The organism is Nostoc sp. CmiVER01, from assembly GCF_034531135.2.
Classification (GTDB): domain Bacteria; phylum Cyanobacteriota; class Cyanobacteriia; order Cyanobacteriales; family Nostocaceae; genus Nostoc.
Genome location: NZ_JAVRBU020000001.1, coordinates 231762 through 255710, shown reverse-complemented (window position 1 = coordinate 255710; position 23949 = coordinate 231762). Strand labels below are relative to the sequence as shown.

The 23949-nt window shown below is 41.7% G+C and carries 15 protein-coding genes; 12 read left to right on the top strand and 3 right to left on the bottom strand.

The window, feature by feature from the left end; translation table 11 throughout:
- Positions 1-90 precede the first annotated feature (90 nt).
- Positions 91-621 (top strand): hypothetical protein, encoded by a 531-nt coding sequence (locus RMZ43_RS00885; RefSeq protein ID WP_322654095.1) that lies wholly within the window; start codon positions 91-93, stop codon positions 619-621.
- A 392-nt stretch (positions 622-1013) separates the two neighbouring features.
- Positions 1014-2066, top strand: coding sequence for a M28 family peptidase (locus RMZ43_RS00880; protein ID WP_322654094.1), 1053 nt, complete (start codon positions 1014-1016; stop codon positions 2064-2066).
- A gap of 87 nt (positions 2067-2153) precedes the next feature.
- Here RMZ43_RS00880 and RMZ43_RS00875 read toward each other — a convergent pair whose 3' ends face one another.
- A complete protein-coding gene (locus RMZ43_RS00875) occupies positions 2154-2609 on the bottom strand; it encodes a hypothetical protein (protein ID WP_322654093.1) in 456 nt (151 codons plus the stop codon).
- Between the two features lie 810 nt (positions 2610-3419).
- Here RMZ43_RS00875 and RMZ43_RS00870 point away from each other — a divergent pair.
- On the top strand, positions 3420-5066 hold the full coding sequence (locus RMZ43_RS00870) for an alpha/beta hydrolase (protein ID WP_322654092.1): 1647 nt from the start codon (positions 3420-3422) through the stop codon (positions 5064-5066).
- 777 nt (positions 5067-5843) lie between these two features.
- Positions 5844-6512 carry a DUF6875 domain-containing protein gene (locus RMZ43_RS00865; protein ID WP_322654091.1) on the top strand — a complete coding sequence of 223 codons (669 nt, stop codon included), beginning with the start codon at positions 5844-5846 and terminating at the stop codon, positions 6510-6512.
- 424 nt (positions 6513-6936) lie between these two features.
- On the opposite strand, the gene RMZ43_RS00860 is transcribed toward RMZ43_RS00865, so the two are convergent.
- Positions 6937-7431, bottom strand: coding sequence for a helix-turn-helix domain-containing protein (locus tag RMZ43_RS00860; protein ID WP_322654090.1), 495 nt, complete (start codon positions 7429-7431; stop codon positions 6937-6939).
- A gap of 655 nt (positions 7432-8086) precedes the next feature.
- On the opposite strand from RMZ43_RS00860, the gene RMZ43_RS00855 reads away from it, so the two are divergent.
- The 3 genes from RMZ43_RS00855 to RMZ43_RS00845 all read left to right on the top strand — a co-directional run bounded on the left by RMZ43_RS00855 (position 8087) and on the right by RMZ43_RS00845 (position 11712).
- Entirely contained in the window at positions 8087-8470 is a 384-nt protein-coding gene (locus tag RMZ43_RS00855) for a hypothetical protein (protein WP_428850689.1), read from the top strand.
- A 477-nt stretch (positions 8471-8947) separates the two neighbouring features.
- Entirely contained in the window at positions 8948-9292 is a 345-nt protein-coding gene (locus RMZ43_RS00850; protein WP_322654089.1) for a beta/gamma crystallin-related protein, read from the top strand.
- A gap of 203 nt (positions 9293-9495) precedes the next feature.
- Positions 9496-11712 (top strand): peptidase domain-containing ABC transporter, encoded by a 2217-nt coding sequence (locus tag RMZ43_RS00845; protein ID WP_322654088.1) that lies wholly within the window; start codon positions 9496-9498, stop codon positions 11710-11712.
- 86 nt (positions 11713-11798) lie between these two features.
- On the opposite strand, the gene RMZ43_RS00840 is transcribed toward RMZ43_RS00845, so the two are convergent.
- Complete coding sequence (locus RMZ43_RS00840) at positions 11799-12005, bottom strand: hypothetical protein (RefSeq protein ID WP_322646027.1); 207 nt, start codon at positions 12003-12005, stop codon at positions 11799-11801.
- On the opposite strand from RMZ43_RS00840, the gene RMZ43_RS00835 reads away from it, so the two are divergent.
- The 5 genes from RMZ43_RS00835 (at position 11953) to RMZ43_RS00815 (ending at position 23821) form a co-directional block, all read left to right on the top strand.
- Positions 11953-13209: a polysaccharide lyase family 7 protein gene (locus RMZ43_RS00835; RefSeq protein ID WP_322646012.1), complete on the top strand. Its 1257-nt coding sequence runs from the start codon at positions 11953-11955 to the stop codon at positions 13207-13209. The genes RMZ43_RS00840 and RMZ43_RS00835 overlap by 53 nt on opposite strands.
- Before the next feature lie 41 nt (positions 13210-13250).
- The gene (locus RMZ43_RS00830; protein WP_322654087.1) at positions 13251-14633 is read left to right on the top strand and encodes an HlyD family secretion protein; all 1383 of its coding nucleotides are present in this window, start codon (positions 13251-13253) and stop codon (positions 14631-14633) included.
- Positions 14634-14764: 131 nt separating this feature from the next.
- The gene (locus RMZ43_RS00825; protein WP_322654086.1) at positions 14765-17755 is read left to right on the top strand and encodes an S-layer family protein; all 2991 of its coding nucleotides are present in this window, start codon (positions 14765-14767) and stop codon (positions 17753-17755) included.
- 53 nt (positions 17756-17808) lie between these two features.
- Positions 17809-20388: a CHAT domain-containing protein gene (locus RMZ43_RS00820; protein WP_322654085.1), complete on the top strand. Its 2580-nt coding sequence runs from the start codon at positions 17809-17811 to the stop codon at positions 20386-20388.
- A gap of 367 nt (positions 20389-20755) precedes the next feature.
- Positions 20756-23821, top strand: a complete 3066-nt coding sequence (locus RMZ43_RS00815) for a filamentous hemagglutinin N-terminal domain-containing protein (RefSeq protein WP_428850688.1) — start codon at positions 20756-20758, stop codon at positions 23819-23821.
- The last annotated feature ends 128 nt before the right edge of the window (positions 23822-23949 follow it).

The following is a 23949-nucleotide window of genomic DNA, read 5'->3' as shown; positions in this document are numbered from 1 at the left end:
GATTCCTATTTAGTTTTTGAACAAAACTTGTAGAGCGACAAATTATTTGAGCAAAACGGCAGATTCTACTATTTTGGACAAGTATAAAGCATGATGAAAAATATCCATTCATTCTCTTATTGCCGAGGTAAAACTAAACTTTTACTACTTTTAGCAGGATTTTTCTTCTTGTTAGGTATTTCTTTTCTCTGTACATTTGAATCTGTGGAACTAGCTTGTAAACGAGTTAATGTTAATCAGATCAATTGTTCATTAACCAGATCAGCAGCTTTTCGTTTTCTGAGGGGACAAGAAATTCATCTCAATTTTCTGAGGGAAGTAAAACTTGACAAACGATTTAAAGAAACGGTTGAGTCAGATGGAGACCACGCTTATGTAAATAAAACACCTATTTATGGAGTTTTATTGATTAGTAATAAGACTACTGTTCTTAATGGATATGCTTACAATCGGGAAAAGCAACAGAACACAGTGAATCAATTTAATACTTTTTTAAATGATTCAAATGCAGAAAATGTAGTTGTTCAAGAAAAAAATTATTTGTTAAATATGCTAACATTGAGTTCTCTTGGATTATCTTTTATTTTGCTGTTTTTATTGAGATTCAGTCATCATTTTTAGATAATAAAAGTTAAGAAATATTTGCCCAAAACATATAGACTTCTGCCAAGAGATAGAGTTTTGATTATTATGATAATCTTTACGGAAATTCAGATATCTCCGGTTTCGTACAGAGAAACTTTCTTTTTTCTCTAGCCCTCTGCTTATCCGAAGCGTATCGTATTTTTAGCAGGTAATTCCTGCTTGGCTTAGGTACCTAGCCCCTACATTGTTATTAGTTAGAACCCTCTTGCCGCTTCAGGTAAACTGCTCTTCTACTTTGGTCTGACTACGACATAACATTCACAGGCGGCTGTTTTTAAGTTCTTCGTGTCACTAATTTAGATGAGCATCTAATTAATGATAACTGGGGATTTGCGCTACCCTAAATCTGGAAGCCAAGGATAAATCACATGAGAAAATGGATTTGGCTGATGCTGTTGGTGCTGATGGCAGTTGCCGTGGTGGGTAGCAGAGGTAGCACGTTTTTTGAACAGCGTCCGTCGCCAGCAATTGTTGAGCGCACTCCAGTGGAAACATCCCAACCACAGCCAGAGTCAAAAGAAGTTGACAATGCGCCGCAAGTGTCTACTAATAAGCTGTTAACTCATATCCAAAAGTTAAATTATCAGCGCTACACAACAAAAGAGCGATCGCTTACTCGCACTTATATCACAACTGAACTCATAAAATTAGGCTGGAAGCCCAAATTGGAAAAGTTCTCTGAGGGTGTAAATATTTTTGCCGAACGCCCAGGAACTAACAAAGCCGCTAAAGCAATTCTCGTAGGAGCGCATTACGATACTGTTGCCTTATCCCCTGGTGCTGATGATAACGCCAGTGGTGTAGCTGTGGTGCTGGAAGTTGCTCGGTTGCTTGGTTCCCGTCCCACGCCACGAACGTTACAGTTAGCTTTTTTTGACAAAGAGGAAGCAGGACTTTTGGGTAGTCAAGCTTTTGTCAGCAAGACAGCACGCTTGCAAAATTTAGGCGGAGCGATCGTTATGGATATGGTAAGTTATGCATGTTACACTCCTGGATGTCAAAAATACCCTGCGGGGTTGCCTATTATCCCAATTAGCGACAAGGGCGACTTTCTGGCAGTAGTCGGTGATACAGAACATTTACCTTTGCTGAGTGCTTTTCAAAACTCACAGATGCTTCCCTCAAATGCTCTGAATAAACAAAAATCAATGCCATCAGTCCTAACACTACCAATTCCTTTCAAAGGTTTACTGACACCAGACACTCTACGCAGCGACCATGCACCATTTTGGTATCAAGGTGTAGGTGCTGTGTTAGTGACTGATACCGCAAATTTACGTACTCCGCACTATCATAAACCTAGCGATGTTCCAGCGACTATCGAGCGATCGTTTTTTACCGGAGCAGCACAGATTGTGGTCAATGCTACTAATGTCTTGTTAGAGAAAAACGAAGTTTTGGAAACTCAATCACCAAACTGACTGAATAATTCGTAATGACGCTCGTTCCTCTCTACGAGACGCTACGCGAACGCTACCGCTACGTTAACGTAATTAAAGAAGAAATGACTAATTACGTGTAACAGTACTAGTTTCTGGTTCAGGAAAAGTCAAAGTCCAATTGTTTTTATCATTGATTTGAAAGTACAAACCTTGGAGAATCAGCCGCAAAGCCGTTCGAGTTCTAATAAAATTTCTCACCAAATAAGTTCCTGGTTCAGGAAAAATATCATTATAGTTTTTTATCTGACCAAATTGTTTTGAACAGTAACTGCCAGCACCTTTTACGGTTAATACAAGAAATGGAGCTTTTTTGTATTTGTCAGGAATCATAAAAATCCCATAAACATGATGACGACCACGCCACGGCTGAACTATAACCTGAGTAGCATGTACTTGGAACTTTGTAGTTTTGGCAGCAAGAATTGCCTCGGAATTGCACTCAGAATTATTCACAGGCCACCACAGTATAATAATACTCAGGGAGAGCAGCAAAATCAAAATGTAGCGGAGTCTGCGATGCATAAAGCCAAGAAAAATTGTTGATGTAGCTGGTAGAATTTGATGGGTAATGACAAGCTACTAAAGCAGTAAGACTATCCCCGGCAACACCTCTGCAACACGTTCTAAAGCGAAAAAACAGAGCATTAAGCGATGGGTTAAACTTTGCTGTTAAAAAAAATTGCAGTCAAGATATCAGCCCACAAAAAGTTCAGATTGTAGATGCTTAGTTTACCGCCGTAGGCATCGCTTACCCTGTTCTAGACTTTCCTTACAGTATTAAACCTAGCTGAGAAGCAATCAGGCTTTTGTGGCTGTCAACACTGATTTATCCTCAATTTTTTTAGCTGTGATGAATTTTACAATTCGTTGCTTTTGTTATCGAAACAGAATTTATTAGTCAAAATTCATTCTGAAGACCAAAAAAGCAGATAGCGTAGATTTAGCGAGTCTGCTTACTCTGTAAGAGTTGCAAGCTACGCTTTTAGCGTCTCGTAGAGAGCGTCTGAATAAGCAGGTTTAAGAACTTCACTAAATCTTTGATTTAGTAGTCTTCAATCAGTGATGAATCTGAATCCTTCACTGATTGATTCTGAATTCTTCTTCAAGTTTTTGATGTAATTCTGTCCGCATCTGCTAATGCTTTAAGGAGATCAGCATAATGCCAATAGCGAGCCTTGTCTACGGCACACTGCGCGAACGAGCATCGCAGCCCATCCTAAACATCACTATCAAATTCATGCATAAATCTGCTTTTATTTATAGATAATTATTAGGGTAGCCAAATACACAAATATCCGTTATATTCCCGTAAGTAACACTTGGTATATATTTATGAGAAGAAGTTGGAGAAGTCTTAAGACAATTGCGGGTTTCTTTGGTGCAATTGTACTTACACAATTCGGGGCAAATACTCCGGTCATTGCGGCTGATACAGTTGTTGTACGTTTAGGTTTATTTACAGAAACCATTTCCCTTGCTGAGTTGCAAAAGGCTGCAAAAACTGGGGAATTGCCTGGGAGTTTACAGCCTTACGCTAAACGATTATCTGAAGAACAACGCCGTTTCTTCTTGGGGGCGTTGGGTATGAATATACCGATGAATGTTGTCACTGTTAATAGGTTAGTTAATACCCAGATTGGTACAACTATTCTCAGTGACTTTGCTACAGCCTTAGCCAGAAAGGACAAAGCTGGGGTGCAAGCACTGAGAGCAGGATTGGTATTAGGTTCTACAGCACCGCAAGGTCTTTCTATACTGAGTTTTATCGCGGCTTATCCCAGTAAACGTTTAGAAATTGATTTACCAAAGGCTTTTATAGTTGCACAGAGTTTGAATACAGCTTTTTGGCGCACCCAGCAATTTATGCTAGCGATCGCTCCCCAACTCGACACCAAAACACCGCAGATTGCTTACCCTTTTGATCCCAGTCAACCAGGAACCGCTCAAGTAAAAATACTCAACTTAAGCCTGAATGACCAAAAGCGCGACCGTAAAATTCCAGTTGATGTTTACTGGTCAACTACTGCAACTCCCGACAAACCTTTGATTGTCCTTTCTCACGGCTTCACATCAGTCCGCACAGACTTGCATTACCTGGCAGAACATTTAGCATCCCACGGTTATGTAGTAGCAGCTTTAGAACATCCCGGTAGTAACCAGGCAAATACTAACTCAGCATTACAAGGCAAAACCAGTCTTATGAAGCCTGAGGAGTTTTTGGATCGCCCTCGAGATATTAGTTTTATGCTCGACGAATTAGAAAAGCTCAACCAAACGGCTAATCATCCGCTACAAGGAAAACTTGCAACAAATAACGTGATGGTCATTGGCCATTCTTTTGGTGGTGGTACAGCTTTAGAAATTGCTGGAGCAGAGTTACAACTTGAACAACTCAAACAACGCTGTAAAAATAAGTTGACTACTTTCAGCGAGGGAGAAGTTATGCAGTGCATCGCTCAAAAGCTACCAGAAAATACCTATCAACTACGGGATACTAGAATAAAACAGGCGATCGCTCTCAATCCTACAACTTCTCTGATTTTTGGCGATACTGGGTTAACTAAGGTGCAAGTTCCTACCCTAGTGTTAGCAAGTTCCGCAGATAAAACCACCCCAGCTTTAACAGAACAGATTGCGGGATTTGACAAAATCCCATCCCCAAAATGGCTAGTTGGTATAGTTGGCGGTACTCATCTGAGTGTAAAAGACCCCACTACCACATTAGATCAGATAGGAAAACCAAATACACCAATTAGTGGCGGTGAAGTTGTGGGTGAACAAGCAGCAGATGTTCGCAAGTACGTTAAAGCTATAGCTTTGGCCTTTGCTTTCCAGATGACTCCAGAAGCTAAAAAATATGCTATTTTTCTGACATCAGATTATGCCCAATTTGCTTCAACTAAGGCATTTCCATTTCGCCTAATTACGCAGATTCCTCCTGATGCTATGGCAGTAGTGAGAGAATTTGTTGAGAAATAAGCGGCTTCCAATTAAACAAATATCCAATTTTGTACTAAATAGATTTTGCAGATGTCTAAGCCCTTGTCGAAACGGTACTAGCTTAATAGACTAGACTTTATCTATTAAGTAATATACAGATGATAAAATTAGGCTGAATTTATAATATCTAGCTAGATTAAATTATAGTAATTTAAGCTAGATAAAATCATAGTAACTTGATATTAAATGCGTGTTTACTGTTAAATCTACACTAAAATTTTACAGTAAAAATAACTACTTACATATAAACTTTATAATATACTCATTAAAAATAATAGAAGCTTAAGAGTGTAAAAAAGTATGGATATTTGCTGAATAATACAGATGTATTCTACCTAAAATTACCAAATTGATGAAGGCAGCTATGCTGAAGGCAATTAGAGGGGGTCTGAATCCCTTCTAATTGAAAACCACTAAATTTATGATTTAGTTGGGAGTCTTAAACCTAGTTTGGGCAAGGCACAAAAGCATAGCTTAAAACTTTATCTGTCCTCTGACTTCTACCTTGCTCAAAGGATAGATAAATGAATACAACTGGCTTGATGCAAAATATGTTTGTGTATTTATTGGTGTAAGCTCTTTTAAATTCACAAAAATATTAAAGCATTTTTATTCGCTAAAATCACAGATTAACCCAAAAAAAGAGAGTTAAAGGCTTGTTTTGTTTGCTTAGATAATAAGTAGTTTCAGACACATCATATTGTCAAAGCAATTTTGGATTCAGAATTAGACAATTACCCTATTTGAGTTAAGCTCATGAAACTTTATACAACTCTTGAAATCGAAAAACTCCAGCAGAATGAAGACCTTCCTTACTTGATTGAAATTATGAATTGGGTGAAAAATTTTTTAGGAAGACCTCATCCTAACTTAGGAAGACCTGGCGTAGTTTGCCCTTTTGTACCTTACTCTCTCAAGTCAAACAGTATTCGTCTGGCAGTTATTCACACAAAAGATTTGTATGTAGAGGAATTAGAAGAAATTGTTGGACGTTACCGAGATATCTTTCTTGAGATGGAAGTTAAAGAGGAGGAATTAGCAATTAATAGAGCTTTTTTACTTATCTTTCCTGACATCCATGTAGAAGATGCTCCTAAGTTAGTAGATAGTGTCCAACAAAAACTTAAACCTTTGTTTGTTGAGTCAGGACTAATGATAGGAGAATTTCATAACCGTAATCAAAGTCCTGGTTTGCACAACCCAAACTTTCGTCCACTTCGTAGCCCTATCCCCTTATTGGCTATCCGATTTATGGTTGAAGCTGACCTACCCTTTCTTGAGAGTCCGGCTGATCCATACTTACGTATTCGATATCTGGAAGCTTATTTAAAGTGTTTTGGTCATAAATTTACAGATGAAACAAAGTTTAGAAATGCTCATCGCGCATTAGCTTTAGCAAAAGAACAAACAGCTATTTTCAGGTAAATATACTAACCACTCTGTAGGGACATAGCAATGCCTATGCGTGTTAACGAAAATCGGCGGGAATCCCATCTTTCAAGCAATGGGAGGAATAAGCTAAAATACATCTAAATGTGCATATTAAAATTTTCTTAATATTTTGTGCGGTGAGCATCTTGCCCGCGCTGATTATGCAATTTGAATGCCGATTAGCTTAGTCGTCCGCCGATTTAGTCATTAGACCTTTTGCAAAAGTGCTTTTTGCAAGAAAGGGAAAAGGGTAAAGGTTAAAGGGGAAAAAGACGATACAGAACTTTTTCCCCTTCCCCCCGCCCCTTATCCCCAGAGGGGGCCCCACCTTCCCCTTTTCCCGACTTTTGCAAGAAGTCTATTAGTTATTGGTACTAATTACTAATGACTTTTTTACTATTTCAAAGAGTACTGTTTTTTATAAAAGCCGCACTAAATCTTTTTGGTGTAAGGTTTCTTGCTTAGTTGTGTTGCCTTTTGGTCGTGTGGAAAGCCCCATCTCCTTAAGCAAACGGTTAATATGACAACTGCTAATTTTAATTCCCAATTCTTTTGCCAAATGCTTGCTTAACCATTGTGCTGTCCAGTTTTCAAATGAATAGCCAGCAAGGCGTGGACTATGGCTTACCAATTCTTTTAAGTGAGTGAGGTATTGCTCATTGACAGTTTTAGGTCTTCCCATCAAGCGATCGCTCCATTTGTGAGCTTGTCCTGTTTGTGCGATCGTAATCCAGTAGCGTGCTGTCTCTTGAGAACATCCCAAAGCTTCACAAATTTGAGTTTGAGATTCACCTGCATCGAAAAGCAGCATAATTTCAATGCGACGACGGTATTCTGCACGTAAGTCGGTTTCTAAGCTTTTCAGCAGGTATCTGCGCTGAAAGGGTGTTAAGCAAAGACCTGGATTTTCCATAACGATTCCCCCTAGTAGAACTTGCACTCTTTGAAAGTTCGTTTAGCTTCTTTGCGAACCTCTGCTTACTTATCGGAATCAAAAGTCTATGAATTCCGCAACTAGTTACAAAAGTTCATAATTATCAAGTGGATTAACTAGGACTTAGGCACTCATACCATTTCTTTGTGAGGCTGCCCCAAATTTCCTTGGATTCTTCTTGTTTGTGCCCTTTGCGACGGCAGTCGCTCATGGGGGAGACCCCCAAGACCGCGCTGCCTCCCCTTTGCGGTTCGTTCCTCATATAATTGGGCGCATCTTTATATAGAATTGGTCTCAGTCGCCTAATCCCCTTAAAAAGAATACCCAAGAGGCTAAAGCCATTCGCTACATGAACCAAGTCCCTTAAATTCCATGATTCAGAGTAGTCAAAGAATGTTATAAAACTTTAGTTTGAGAAACAAAATTAACTTGTTTTTAATATAAAAAACTTGAATGATGAAAACATAATTCATTGAATTATGTGTAACAAGTTAGTTGAAAAGCCTTGATTTTATAGATTTAATCTCAGAAAATCTAAATGGATTTAGACAAGACATTACTAATTCCACATAAAAATCTGAAATAAAGGAAAGTAACAATGTTAAACACCAAAGAACATTTCAATCAACTTGAGATGGATACTATTCAACAGGAGCTTTTGTTTACCGAATTAACTCCCGAGGCTGCTGCCGTTGTTGAAGGAGGAGCTGGTATTGATAGTTTTGGTAGTACAATTAATTTTGATACATCTCTCTCCTCACGATCGTTCAATGTGCGGCCAGGTGGAGGCATCACTCTCGTTACCAGTACCAAATCGGGTAAGAATAACCGATCCTTTAATGCCATTATTAGAAATGTTAAGACTGGTAATACAACGCCACCAAAGTCAGTTAAAGTTGGTAATTCAATTACTACTCAATGGGACAAAATACGAGGAGGTACTTACAAAATCGATTTTAAAGATACTAAAGATGGTATATATGTCACTGGCACTATAGGAGTTGCCTACGATACCTGAGGTAGCACTTTTACTAAACGCTTAGGAGTCCGATAGAACAAGCTGATAGACTAGCTTAACTAAAGCGATCGCTACTTTTCTCTTGATCGCCTTCCTGTTCAATCAAGGGCAATGTAAAATCAAACAACCTCTGTTTCAACAATCTAATTACACTTTACAAGATCATACACATTAAACCTGTAGGGGCGTATAACGAGCGCTCCTACATTCATTTTTTTATGCTCAAAAACAAAAATAAAAAATGAAGTATTTTTTAATAAAAAAACTTGAATAATAAAAACATAAATCATCTAATTATGCAAAAAAAATCACTTTTGAATTCTTGACTTTATAGATTTAATATCAGAATCTTAAAGTGGGATTAGACCAATTTTCACTAATTACATTTCAATATCAATATGAAATCAAGGAAACTGGTTCTAGCTATTGCTTAATCAATTCTTGCAGAATAATTCATACTTGAATAGGAGAAAAACAATGTTCAGTACCGATAAAGTAATTTGTAGTTCTGAGCAACAACTATTTACAGAATTAACTCCTGAAGAAGGAGCCGTCATCGAAGGTGGTGCGGATTTAGAACTTTACAATGGCGACAAATTTAGGGGTTTGATACTGGCTACGAACAAAAGCCGCAAGAATGTAGGTGATACCGCAAATGACCTAACTACCTCAGCTATAGTTAAGCGTGGTACATGGTTGTTATGGACAGGCGCGAATTACACGGGGACGTCTAGGCGAGTAGGAGTAGGAAAGTATCCGAATCTTTTCTTTGACATAGGCTTGCCTAACGATTCGATCTCATCGGTTCAGCGTGTAAAATAATCCCGTAAAGAACCGAAACTGTGCAGCACGGTAGGGCTGAAATTTTAATTGGTCTACCCCGATTTTTCTTAGTTTTCCAATTTAATTAGGTTGACCTATTTTATTCATTTTTGAGTTGAGTCAACACCTCTAACATTTTGAAAACTAGCTTTGGTCGGGGTGAAAGCCCCGACTCACTTTCTCCTATGTGTAAGTTCTAAGTTATGAAATACCAAAGTGTACTCCAACACAGTGAAGAAGACTGTGGTGCTGCCTGCCTTGCTACTATTGCCAAACACTACGGACGCACCTTTGCCATTAGTCGAATGCGGGAAGTAGTTGGTACAGGATCGCGGGGAACCAGCCTGCTGGGTTTGAGCCGGGGTGCAGAAACTCTAGGATTTAATACGCGTCAAGTTAAAGCCTCCGTGCAACTGCTTGACCAATTGCATAAAGCGCCTCTACCTGCCATCATTCACTGGAAAGGCTACCACTGGGTAGTTCTGTATGGGCAAAAGGGGAGAAAATACGTAATTGCTGACCCTGGTGTAGGCATCCGCTATCTCACCCGCGAGGAGTTGCTCGAAGGGTGGGGCAATGGCATCATGCTGCTGCTAACGCCAGATGACAACCGCTTTTATCAGCAATCAGATGATAAAATCGGTGGCTTTGGGCGTTATCTGATGCGGGTTTTACCCTATCGCGCTATTCTGATTCAAGCGATCGCAATTAACATTGTCATCGGGCTACTTTCGCTTATCTCTCCCTTAATGATGCAATTGCTTACCGATGACGTACTTGTGCGGGGAGATACGCAACTGCTAACCGTGGTGGCAATTGGAGCGATCGCTATGAGTCTATTTAGCAGTGCGATCGGTTTGGTACAATCTCACCTAATTGGTCACTTTGGTCAACGACTGCAATTAGGACTGATTCTAGAATACGGGCGACAACTGTTGCGTTTGCCCCTCTCATACTTTGAAGGACGACGCAGTGGGGAAGTAGTTAGCCGCATTGCCGATGTGGATCACATCAACGAGCTAGTTTCCCAAATTGTCCTCGGTTTACCCAGCCAATTTTTTATCGCCTTGGTTTCCTTGGGCTTCATGCTCTTTTACAGTTGGGGGCTGACTTTGGCTTCCCTGGCTGCCTTTATGATTGTCACCTTTGTTAACCTGCTTTTTCTCCCGGCTTTGCGCCAGAAAACCCGTCAGGCGATCGTCTTGGGTACAGAAAACCAAGGCTTTCTCGTTGAAACTTTTCGCGGTGTCCAGGTGCTAAAAACTACCCAAGCCACTCCCCAAGCTTGGCAAGAGTATCAGGCAAATTATGGTCGCCTTGCTAACTTGGGCTGGAGTACGATGAAGTTGGGGCTTTACAGTGGCACAATTACCAGTATTATTTCTACTTTTACTAGTATTGCCTTACTGTGGTTAGGGTCATACTTGGTAATTAATCGCACTTTGAGCATCGGTCAGTTGCTAGCGTTTAGTGGGATGAGTGGTAACTTTCTCGGCTTTTTGGGTTCAGTCATCGGCTTAGTTGATGAGTTTATCACTGCCCAGATTGTCATTCAACGCCTGACGGAGGTGATTGATGCTACGCCAGAAGATGACAAAGACGAGAAAAAGCCTTGGGCAGAACTTAAGGGCAATGTAGATATTACTTGCACCAACCTTAATTTCCACCACGCAGGTAGAGTTGATTTGCTGCAAGATTTTTCGCTGATTATCCCTGGCGGTCAAGTCGTTGCTCTGATTGGTAAATCCGGTTGTGGTAAAAGCACCCTCGCCAAACTACTTGCTGGTTTATATTTCCTCCAATCTGGCAATATCCGCTATGGCATCTATAATCAGCAAGACCTCTCAATGGAATGTCTGCGTCAACAGGTGGTGCTAGTACCTCAAGAACCTCACTTCTGGAGTCGCTCAATTCTTGAAAACTTCCGCTTCAGCTATCCTCAAATCACCTTTGAACAAATTGTGCAAGCTTGCGAGATTACTGGTGCAGATGAGTTTATTAGTAAACTTCCCGATAAGTATCAAACTGTTTTAGGCGAATTTGGCGCGAATCTTTCTGGTGGGCAACGACAAAGATTAGCGATCGCTAGAGCTATAGTTACTGATCCGCCAATATTAATTTTAGATGAATCCACTGGCGCTCTCGATCCAGTGAGTGAAGCCAAACTGCTAGATAGACTGCTATCTCATCGCCTGGGCAAAACCACAATTATGATTAGCCATCGCCCGAAAGTCATTGGGCGGGCTGATTGGATTGTACTGCTAGAAGAAGGGCGTTTAAAAATCCAAGGCACTCCAGAGGCTCTGCGCCATCAGCCTGGTGAACACTTAGACTTTTTAGACGGCGTTGACCCATTTACAAATGGTTTAGTGCCATTCTCTTCTAACTCTAATGGTAAATTCAGCGCAATCAGTAAATAAAATCATCTATGACTTACGCATTGACAAAAAAGATCATTCATTTATGAAATCTAAGTAACAACTCATTGTTCAACATTTAATAAAGGTTAAAGAATGAATAGAAAATTTTCAAAGCTGTCTTTCACGATAGCTGTCTCGACTGCAATGATAGCTAGTACTTCTCTAGCGTCGCCTACCGTTGTGTCGTTCAGCGATGCTACTGCCACATCTACTAGTGGTTCGTTTGTTGCAGACAACGCTATTGACAAAAATAAGAATACCCATTGGGAGGCTGCCGCCCGTGGTGCTTCCATAACTGCGAGATTCAATAGCTGCCAGCGCGTAGATGATCTGGTGCTTAACTGGTACGGCACGAACAAGTATACCTACAGCGTACAGCTTTCTAAGGACAATGGTGCAACTTGGACTACTGTGGTCAGTAAAACCTCTGGCAAGGGCAATGAAAACAAGCAAAACGTCAACGACCAAGCCGCCAACGCGATCAAGATTGTGGGTGATAATGATTCTAGATTGCGTATCGACGAATTGAAGATTAATTCCTTGCGTTCGACCAATGGCTGTACGAGCAGTGGTACTTCAAATTCCTCAACTGATGAGAGCAGTGATACTTCAAATTCCTCAACTGGTGAAAGTAGTGATACTTTAAATTCTTCAACTGATGAAAGTAGTGATACTTCAATTTCTTCAACTGGTGAGAGCAATGGTAACGCTCAGTATCCGGCCGATGTGCTTGACTTAAGCAAGTGGAAGCTCACCCTGCCAATCAGCTTGAATTCCCCGCCCAACTCAAACAAGGCAACGGAAATTAAGCAGCCGCAACTCAAAACATACAGTAATTCAGAATATTTTCGTCTGAATGCTGCGAAGAATGGTGTGCTTTTGAAAGCGATCGCTGGTGGCGCACGTACCAGCACAAATACTGCTTACCCCCGTTCTGAACTGCGTGAAATGCAGGGTGATGGTACGGAGTCCGCTGCCTGGAACTGTAGGAATATTGATCATGCCATGTACCTGGAACAGACCCTGTTGCACACCACCACGAACAAGCCGGAAGCCACCATCGGGCAGATCCATGACTCAAAAAACGACCTCGTGATGGTGAAGTACTTCGGCCCGTCCTTTGCTAACGGCTCGACGGACATCGGCAAGCTTGAAGCCCGCTTCAACAACGACAATATTACCAAGCTTCTCGACAGCACATATAAGATTGGCGATCCGATGACTATCGACATTGCTGTTACGTCCGGTGGCAATGTTACCGTCAACTATAAAAACCTGCGTTCCGGTGTAACGAGTAGTACTGGTACAGTGAGGATGACGGGTATTATCGGTTCCTGTTACTTCAAGGCTGGCATGTATATTCAAGCTTGCTCAAAAACTGATATTTACGGCAAAACCAACACTGTGTGTGCGAACAAAAACTTATCTGCTAATAAATACGAAACTGACCCTTACGCTTACTCGGAAATAGAAGTACGCAAAATTACCCTACGCTAATTTTGCCACTCTAATTTGTCAATACATTAAGTTAAACCATCATGGTTAGCCATTCAAACTCAGACTACTTGCCCCCAATTCAAGACAACGAATTTCTCCCGCCACTTGGTCGTTGGACTACTTGGGGCGGACTAGTTCTTGTCTGTGCTGTGGGGTTAGGCGTTCCACTCGCCTCTGTTACCAAATATAAAGTGACAGTTAAAGGACAAGCTGTTGTCCGCCCTGCTGGTGAATTGCGACTTGTGCAAGCTGCTACGGAAGGTCAGGTGATGCGGGTTTTTGTTGCAGAAAATCAAGTTGTCAAAAAAGGGGATGTGATTGCTACTATTGACAACTCGAAGCTACAAACCAAAAAGAGCCAACTGCAAAGTAACATTGGGCAAAGTCGTTTACAACTGTTTCAAATCAACGCCCAGATTAATGCCATTAATAACCAAGTTTTAGCTGAAACTGAGCGCGTCAACCGGGTTATTGCTGGTGCTGAAGCTGAATTAAGCGATCGCAGCCGGAACTATCAAGATAAACTTATTACTACCACTACTGATGTCGAAGAAGCGGATGCCAATGTCAAAGCTGCGGATGCTGGTCTGAAAGCAGCCCAGTCAAAGCGAAATCGCTATGAGACTGTAGCCAAAGCCGGAGCCTTGTCTCAAGATCAATTTGAGGAAGCACAACTAACTGTTCGCCAGCAAGAACAAGCTCTCTTAGCAGCTAAAGCCAAATTGCAAAATGTCCAAACTGCTCTTAATCCCAGTAATGCACAAGTAGCGATCGCTTATAATCGCATTGCCCAAGAAAAAGCTACAGGTCAAGCCAACATTGCTACTTTGGACAAAGAACGCCAAGCTTTAATCCAGCAACGAATTGAAATCCAAAAACAACTAGAGAGTGACACCCGCGAACTTCAACAAGTAAATATTGACCTCAGCCAGACTAAAATTACTGCCACAGCAGACGGAATTATTTCTAAATTAAACCTGCGAAACTCCGGTCAAACTGTGCCTGCTGGAGAGCAGATTGCCCAAATTGTCCCTAGTGATGCTCTTTTGGAGATTAAGGCAGCAGTAGCACTTCAGGATAAAAATAAGTTGAAACAAGGTCAAAAGGTACAAATGCGAGTTTCTGCTTGTCCTTATCCAGATTATGGGACTCTCAAAGGCAAGGTTAAGACGATTTCCCCAGATGCGATAGCACCTCAAGGAAATGCTGCTAATGCCACCGCCACAACATCTGCCAGCCAAAAGATGACAGATGTTGGTGCGTTCTATGAGTTAACAATTGAGCCAGAAAGCCTTTCTTTAGGTAGAGACAAACACCAGTGTGCTATTCAATTAGGAATGGAGGGTACAGTTGATATTATTTCTAGAGAAGAGACTGTGATGCAATTCTTTTTGAGGAAGGCAAGGTTGATTGCAGATTTGTAGAGCCTTGGCGTAGCCCGCCGCAGGCATCGCATTGTAACTATTCGTAATTATTTCTCGTAATCCTACTGTGGATTTTCTATCTATCCTTGATAAGGGGATGTAGTCTTCTTGCTGGTTATTTAAGGGGTGCAATGTCTACAATGAAGCGACATAGGCAGCATTGGTGGTGGAAATTTGCACTGGGAAGTTGGTTGGTGATGAGTAGTGCGATCGGCGAAGCTGTATTGCAGACATTCGCTTTTTCTGTTAATTCCGCTTTTGCCCAAATTACCCCCGATAGCACTCTACCCAATAATTCCAGGGTTACAACACAAAATAACATCAGTACCATTGAAGGGGGAACCCAAGCTGGAAGCAACTTATTCCACAGTTTTGGGCAGTTTTCTGTTCCCACTGGCGGTACTGCAATATTTAATAATGCTGCGAATATTCAAAATATCATCAGTCGAGTAACGGGTGGATTAGCTTCCAATATTGATGGGATAATTCGCGCTAATGGAACAGCTAACCTGTTTCTAATTAATCCCAACGGCATTATTTTTGGTCAAAATGCTCAATTAAATATTGGTGGTTCTTTTGTTGCGACAACAGCGAATGCGATCGCTTTTGGCAATCAAGGTTTTTTTAGTGCTTCAAATCCACAAAGTTCTTCGTCACTGCTAACGGTCAACCCTTCCGCCTTACTATTTAATCAAATTGCAGCAGCGCCGCTTCAAAATAACTCACAAGCACAGGGAACAGAATTAGACCCGTCAAAAAATTTTATTCCTAAAGGTCTACGTGTTCCCGACGGTAAAAGTTTGCTGCTTGTAGGTGACAACATTAGCATGAATGGTGGCGGATTGTTTGCTTTTGGTGGTCGAGTTGAGTTGGGAGGATTGGCAGAACCTGGAACTGTGGGAATTGATGTGAATGGCAACAATTTGAGTTTGAGTTTTCCTGATAGTAAATTACGAGCAAATCTGTATCTTACCAATGGCGCTAATGTAAATGTACGTGCAGCCAGTGGCGGGACTATCGCCATTAATGCCAGAAACTTAAAGATTTTGCGAGGAAGTCAACTGTTCGCAGGAATATCACGAGGGCTAGGGGGATCTGACGTAAAAGCCGGAGATATTCTCATTAATGCCACAGAAGCATTCACCATTGCTGATGCTGACAGTGTTATTTCTAATCGGGTGGGAGTTGGCGCAAAAGGCAAGGGAGGTGATGTCCAAATATCGGCGGGGTCGCTGTCTGCTAGTGGTGGCGCTCAACTGTATGCTGGCACTTACGGGCAAGGAGATGCAGGTAGCGTGAATATTAATGTTCGTGATACAACCTCCTTTGATGGAGAAAACCAGAAAGCTCCTAACTTGCACAGTGGTGCATCTAGCAAAGTTGAATCGTCTGGCATTGGTCAGGGGGGTAATGTCAATCTCCAAACAAGGTTATTAAGATTAACCAATGGTGCTCAACTAGATGTCAGTAGCCTTGGAGAGGGAAATGCGGGTGCTGTAAATATTCACGCCCGTGATATTGTCATTGATGGGCAAAGTACCCAATTAGAAAGTAGTGGTATATACAGCCGAATTAATACTGCGTATGTACCTGAGTACCACCAGGGTGTGGGCCAGGGAGGTGATATTAATATCACAGCAGATTCACTTTCTGTCACCAATGGTGGTGTAATAACTACCAGTACTCTTGGACGCGGGAATGCAGGAAACGTGTTCATCAACGCCCGCGATATTGTGTTTGACGGGATGGGTAAATTCGATAGAAATAAACAAATCAGACAATCCAGTGCTGCTACGAGCGCTGTTAGAGATATTGGCGTGGGTCAGGGGGGCAGTGTAAATATTACAGCAGAGTCGCTAAGAGTAAGCAATGGCGCTTCTCTAAGTACCACTACTTTAGGGCAAGGGAGTGCGGGAAACGTCTTGATTAACGCCCGCAATATTGTCTTGGATGGAGTAGGCTCATATTTGAATGAAGTGCAATCGTATTTTCTTCCCAGTGGTATATATAGCCAGATGGAAACAAAATATGCGGGTCAGGGGGGTTATGTCAATGTTATAGCAGATTCACTTTCTGTCACTAATGGTGCTGTTATAACTACCAGTACTCTAGGGCCAGGGAATGCAGGAAACGTGTTCATCAATGCCCGCGATATCGTCTTAGATGGGGTGGATAAAAACGGATTTTTTAGTGGAGTATTCAGCACAGCAGACAAGAAAGCCATAGGCAATGGTGGTTATATAGACATCTCTACCAAGTCACTTTCTGTCAGCAATGGTGCTAAAATCGCTACCATTAGTCAAGGGAATAATAATGCGGCAGGTAGTATAAAAGTTGTAGCACGCTCTATCCGCTTGGACAACGGAGCTGTGATCGCAGCAGAAACTGCCTCTGGTAAAGGTGGCAATATTACCTTAGAAAATCATCGGGAAAATCTGGATTTATTATTAATTCGCCGTGGCAGTAGAATTTCTACAACAGCAGGCATTGAAAATCAAGGTGGAGACGGTGGAAACATCACTATCAATGCTCCTCATGGCTTCATTATTGCCGTCCCCAAAGAAAATAGTGATATTACCGCTAATGCTTTCACAGGTAAGGGAGGAAACGTTCAAATCAGCGCTTTTGGTGTTTACGGTATTCAATTTCGAGACAAAGAAAACCCACAAACAAGCGATATCACTGCTAGTTCCCAGTTTGGAATTAACGGCACTGTAGAACTCAATACACCGGATATCGACCCTAACAGTGGCTTAGTTAACTTACCAGTCGTACCAGTTGATACCCAAGTAGCACAGACTTGTACCGCAGGTAGCACTGTAGCTAAGAGCAGTTTTACAATCACTGGACGCGGTGGCTTACCACCTAATCCGGGTGAAGCCCTCAGCGCTGACGCAGTGCAGGTAGATTTGGTGACTCTCAACCCAAAAGTAGGTAATACTCCAGCAGTTTCCACAAATCCTATTAATCCAACACCAGATCGCATTGTAGAAGCTACTGGTTGGGTAATTGCTGCTAATGGCGATGTAATTCTCACTAACTCTGCACCGACTGTCACGCCTCATTCTTCTTGGCAGAGGACAGCCGATTGTCGTGTATTTAATCAACGCCAGGGAGGTTGAGAACTTAACACTGTCTATTTTTAGTAAAACGCGGTGCAAGTGGGGACAAAAACATGGCAAAAAAATTTAGATTACGGAAAATCAAACGCTTTTTAAGTGTACTGCTGTTTTTGGCTATGTTCTTAGGCGCAGGATTGTTGCCCCCTACCTTCGCACATGTAACTGCGGAAAACTCTAGTCTTCAAAAGTTGTCCTATGCCCATTTGCTGGAACAGGGCAGTAAATTTTATGAAGCTGAACGGTTTGCTGAAGCTGCTACTTCTTGGCAACAGGCTATCTCTGCATTCAAAGCTAATGAAGATGAACTAAGACAAGCGATCGCACTGGGTAATCTCTCATTAGCTTATCAGCAATTGGGAAAGTGGTCAGAGGCAGAAACTGCGATCGCTCAAAGTCTCAACTTATTACAAACTGCTAAAAAAATAGACACCAAAGACTCCTCGCAAATTCTAGCCCAAGTCCTGGATATCAAAGGTCGCCTGCAATTGGCTCAAAGCAAAACTGAAGATGCCCTAGATACTTGGCGAGTTTCACTTGACATTTATACCAAAATAGGCAATCAAAGGGCAACTATTCAAAATCGGATTAACCAAGCCCAAGCTTTGCAAGCTTTAGGGTTTTATCGGCAAGCCGAGAAGACCTTAAGAGAAAGTACCCAGATTCTCCAAAGTCAACCCAACTCACCTGTTAAAGTCGCAGCCCTGCATAGTCTTGGCAATGTCGTGCAAGTTACAGGTGATTTAGAAACATCTCGGCAAATATTGCAGCAAAGTTTAGAAATAGCTTCATCGTTGCCAGATCGAGAAGCGATCGCTGATATTCTCCTCAGTCTGGGTAATACAGCCCGTGTCCAGCAAGACACGCAAACAGCGATAAAGTACTATCAACAAACTATCAAAACTGCAACCTCACCGACTACACGTATCCAAGCTCAAGCCAATCAACTAAGACTACTGCTGAAAACTGATCAATTGTCAGCTTTCCAAACATTATCCTCTCAAATTAAAACTCAGCTTAACGACTTACCCCTTAGTCGGACAGCAATTTCTGCCCGCATTAACTTTGCCCAAAGTCTAATGCAATTCCGAAAAAAGACCGCCGCAGACACGGACTCATGGTTGGATATTGCCCAATTACTAGCAACTGCGATTGAGCAAGCAAAAAGTTTGCAAGATAAACGCACACAATCCTATGCTACAGGTGTTTTAGGTCAAGTGTACGAACAAACTCAACAGTGGTCTGATGCCCAAAACCTCACCCAACAAGCCTTACTCATCGCTCAAGATATCGATGCTAAAGATATTGGCTATCAATGGCAATGGCAACTGGGACGTTTGCTTAAAACTAAGGGAGATACAAAAGGAGCAGTAGCAGCTTACACAGAAGCAGTTAATAACCTCCAAGCCCTCCGTAGTGATTTAGTTGCTGTCAATTCTGCGGTGAAATTTTCCTTTAGAGAGGAAGTTGAACCAGTCTATCGTCAGTTGGTTGATTTACTTTTGCAATCTCACGGTAATCAAGTTAGCTCAGAAAATCTTGCCAAAGCCAGCAATACAATCGAATCACTCCAAATAGCAGAACTAGAAAACTTCTTTCGCAACAACTGTTTAAATGCTCAAATCCGTAATCCCAAAAAAGATCCAACGGCAGCAATTATTTATCCATTTATTTTGCCAGATCGACTAGAGGTAATTATTAAGTTGCCTCAACAGCGTTGGTTGCACTACAGTAGCCCTGTAGTTGAAAAAGAATTGGAAACTATTTTAGCGCAACTACAAGAAAATCTACCCAAACCACACACGCTGCGACAGGTTCAATCTTTATCCCAGAAGGTTTACAAATGGCTGATTCAACCTGCTGAAGCTGCCTTAGCTGAAAATAAGACTCCTACTTTAGTGTTTATACTGGATGGTTGGTTGCGGAATATTCCGATGGCAGCTCTATACGATGGCAAACAGTATCTAGTTGAGAAGTATAACATTGCACTTACCCCCAGTCTGCAACTGATTGAACCCAAACCATTGGATAAAGGATTAAAGGCAATAGCAGCAGGATTGACTCAAGCAAGTTCGGGATTTTCTGCACTACCCAACGTCAAACTTGAATTAGAAGAAATTCGCTCTCAAGTCCCTAGCACTATCCTTCTAAATCAAGAATTTACCAGCAAAACTTTGCAAAACCGGATTAATTCTTTATCTTTCCCTATCGTTCATCTTGCAACTCATGGTCAGTTTAGCTCTAAGGCTGAGAAGACATTTATTGTCGCTTGGAATGAGCGTATTTATGTCAAAAAGTTAAATGAGTTAGTGCGAACACTAGAGCAAAATAGACCCGAAGCGATTGAATTGCTCATCCTTAGTGCCTGTCAAACAGCTGCTGGGGACGAACAAGCTGCATTGGGAATTGCTGGTGTCGCTTTTCAAGCAGGAGCACGCAGTACGATCGCTTCTTTGTGGAACTTAGATGATGAGTCTACTGCTGTGTTGATGAGTCAATTTTACCAAGAGTTAGCCAACAAAAACCTAACTAAAGCTGAAGTACTCCGTCGCGCCCAGCTAGCTCTTTTGCAAAATCCCAAATACAAACGTCCCAGGTTTTGGGCCCCCTATGTTCTGTTGGGTAATTGGCTGTAATTATGGTATTTGGTTTCAAGATTGTATCAATTTACAATGCTATTGTATCGGCTGACAATGCCATTGCATCGGCTGACAATGTGATCGCATCAACTTACAATGCCATTGTATCGACTGACAATGCCATTGCATCGACTGACAATTCGATTGCATCGACTAACAATTCGATTGTATTGGGTGAGAATGCCATTGTATCGACTGACAATGCCATTGTATAAATTTATGTAAAGAAATCAGCAAGTTTTGCGTAAAACTAATGCGATCGCAACTAAAAATTATCCAGAGGTGACTTTAATCATCGTAAACCCACGTTAGTGGTGTGACATAACCAAAAGTTTAGCAACTGCTGTTTGCTAAGAGGGGTGCAATGTCCAAGATAAATATTCGTTGGGGCTGGTTTATAGGAATTGCAGCAATATGTGGTTCAAGCATTGGGAGTACAAATTGCGCTGTTGCCCAAATTATTCCAGATAGCACTTTGCCTAATAACTCTAATGTTACAAAGAATGGGAACATCTTCAATATCACTGAAGGAACTCAAGCAGGAAGCAACCTGTTCCACAGTTTTCAGGAGTTTTCTGTTCCCACTGGAGGCACTGCAATATTTAATAATGCTGCGGATATTCAAAATATCATCAGTCGGGTAACGGGTGGGTCACGTTCTGATATTGATGGGATAATCCGCACTAATCCTACGGCGAACCTGTTTCTAATTAATCCCAATGGAATTGTATTTGGTCAGAATGCTCAATTAAATGTTGGCGGTTCGTTTGTGGCGACAACAGCGAATGCACTGCAATTTGGAAATCGAGGATTTTTTAGCGCTACTGAGAAAAATATTCCTTCACCGTTATTGACTATTAATCCTTCAGCATTGCTATTTAATCAGATTAATCAAAACGCAGCGATTCAAAATAACTCAATTGCATTTGCAGGTAAAGATCCAGCAGGGTTTGACGCATTTGGTCTACGAGTACCAAATGGTAAAAGTTTACTGCTGGTTGGTGGTAATGTCAGCATGGATGGGGGAAAATTAAATGCTTATGGTGGACGAGTTGAGTTAGGAGGAGTGGCGGAACCTAGTAGTGTAGCGCTGGGTGTAGATGGTGATAATCTCAGCTTGAAATTTCCTGATAATGTTGCGCGAACAGATGTATCCCTTACTAATAATTCAAGTGTATTTGTAACTGGGGCTGGTGGCGGTAATATTGCAATCAACGCCAGGAATCTAGAGATTTTAGGAGGAACTGTCCTAACTGCTGGTATTAAGCAAGGTTTGGGGACACCTGAAACTATTGCAGGAGAGCCAGCAAGACGAGGGGATGCGGGGAATGTCAACGTTAATGTGACTGAGAAAGTTGATATTGCTGGCGAGAAAAATGGTATTTTCAGTGGGATTTTCAGTACGGTGGAAACGGGGACAGTTGGCAATGGGGGTAATATTACTATTGATTCTGGTTCTTTCTCGTTACACGATGGCGCATTCCTTACTGCCTTAACCGATGGACAAGGGAAGGCGGGGAATGTGACAGTGCGTGCCAAAAATGCTGTTGAACTTAGAGAAGCTGCCATTTTCAATACGGTGGAATCTGGAGGCATGGGTAAGGGAGGTAATATTGACATTAATGCTGCAACTCTGTCACTCACTGATGGCGCTCAACTGCAAACCCTTATTCGTCGAGCATCTGCTACCCAGCCAGCAGAACAAGGGGATGCGGGGAATGTCAACGTTAATGTGACTGGGAAAGTTGATATTGCTGGCGAGAAAAAGGGTATTGTCAGTGGGATTTTCAGTACGGTGGAAACGGGGACAGTTGGCAACGGGGGTAATATTACTATTGATTCTGGTTCTTTCTCGTTACACGATGGCGCATTCCTCACTGCCTTAACCAGTGGACAAGGGAAGGCGGGGGATGTGACAGTGCGTGCCAAAAATGCTGTTGAGCTTAGAGAAGCTGCCATTTTCAGCACGGTGGAATCTGGAGGCGTAGGTAAAGGCGGCAATATTGACATCAATGCTGGAACTCTATCACTAATTGATGGGGCGCAAGTAGCTACTAGTGCCTTAGGAGTGGGCGACGCAGGCACTATAGTTTTAGACGCAGATGTAATTGCGCTTGATAGTTTCAAAAGCGGTGTATTCAGCACGCTAGGTTCTACAACGGCGCCAATCATTAAAGTCAACAAAAATGACTTTGGGTTTCCTACAGTCACAATTGAGCCTAGAAAACAACCTATGAATCCAAATGCTCAAGGTAATAGTGGAAACATAAATATCACATTTGGGTCATTTTCTATCATTAATGGCGCTCCTCCAGTCACAATTGAGCCTAGAAAACAAACTATCAATCCAAATGCTCAAGGTAATAGTGGAAACACAAATATCACATCTGGGTTATTTTCTATCACTAATGGCGCTCGACTGAGCGCTAGCACTTTTGGCAGAGGAAACGCAGGTAGTATTAATATTAATACCCAAAATGCAGTATTCAGTGGTACTAATATCAATGGTTTATCGAGCGGTGTTTTTAGTGCAGTGGAAAAAGAGGCAGTGGGAAATGCCGGAACCATTAAAATTACCACAAATGAACTAACACTCAAGGGTGGCGCTCAATTAGTTGCCAGCAGTTTTGGAGAAGGAAATGCAGGTACTGTAACAATTGAAGCTACCGATAAATTTTTAGTAAATGGAGCTAATAGCAATGGCTCACCCACGGGTGTATTTGCAGAATCCAGAACAGGTCGGGGTGGAGATATTGTGCTAAAGATAAAAAATTTACTGATGTTACGTCATCAGGGTTTAATTTCTGCCACTAGTGGTGTTGCTGGTAGTAATGGAGTTGATGGCAATATAAACATTGGTACTAAATTTTTAGTTGCTGTTCCTTCAGAGAATAGTGATATTATTGCGACTGGCTTTGGACGCAGCCCCGGTAGTAATATTCAAGTCAATGCACAAGGAATTTTTGGCACTCAATTTCGGCAACAGTTATCCCCTGAAAGTGACATTGTTGCAACTGGACAGGTCACATTAAACACGCCCGATGTTGAACCCAAGAGTGGCTTAGTCAACCTACCAACAGTACCAATTGACACTGAAGTAGCACAGACTTGTCAAGCTGGTGGAACTTTTGCTAAGAGCAGTTTTACAATCACTGGACGCGGCGGTTTACCGCCTAATCCGACAACGGATATTCTAACTCCTGACCTAGTGCATGTAGATTTGGTGAGTCTCAATCCAAACAGTGATAACCCTGATCGCTCATTTGTTCCCAGCAAAACAACTACCCCCGCACCAGAACCGATTATAGAAGCTACTGGTTTGGCGCTAAATCAAAAAGGGGAAGTCGTGCTAACAGCAAATCATCCTACCACTACGCCCCATAGTCCTTGGTTAAAGCCTGCATCTTGCAAAGCAATTCGTAATTCGTAATTTCAGATTCGTCAGATTGCAATCTGGTTTTTTTCATCAACTAACAATGCGATCGCATCGCCTGACAATGCCATTGCATCGACTAACAATGCGATCGCATTGGCGCACATATAATTCGTTCAAAAATC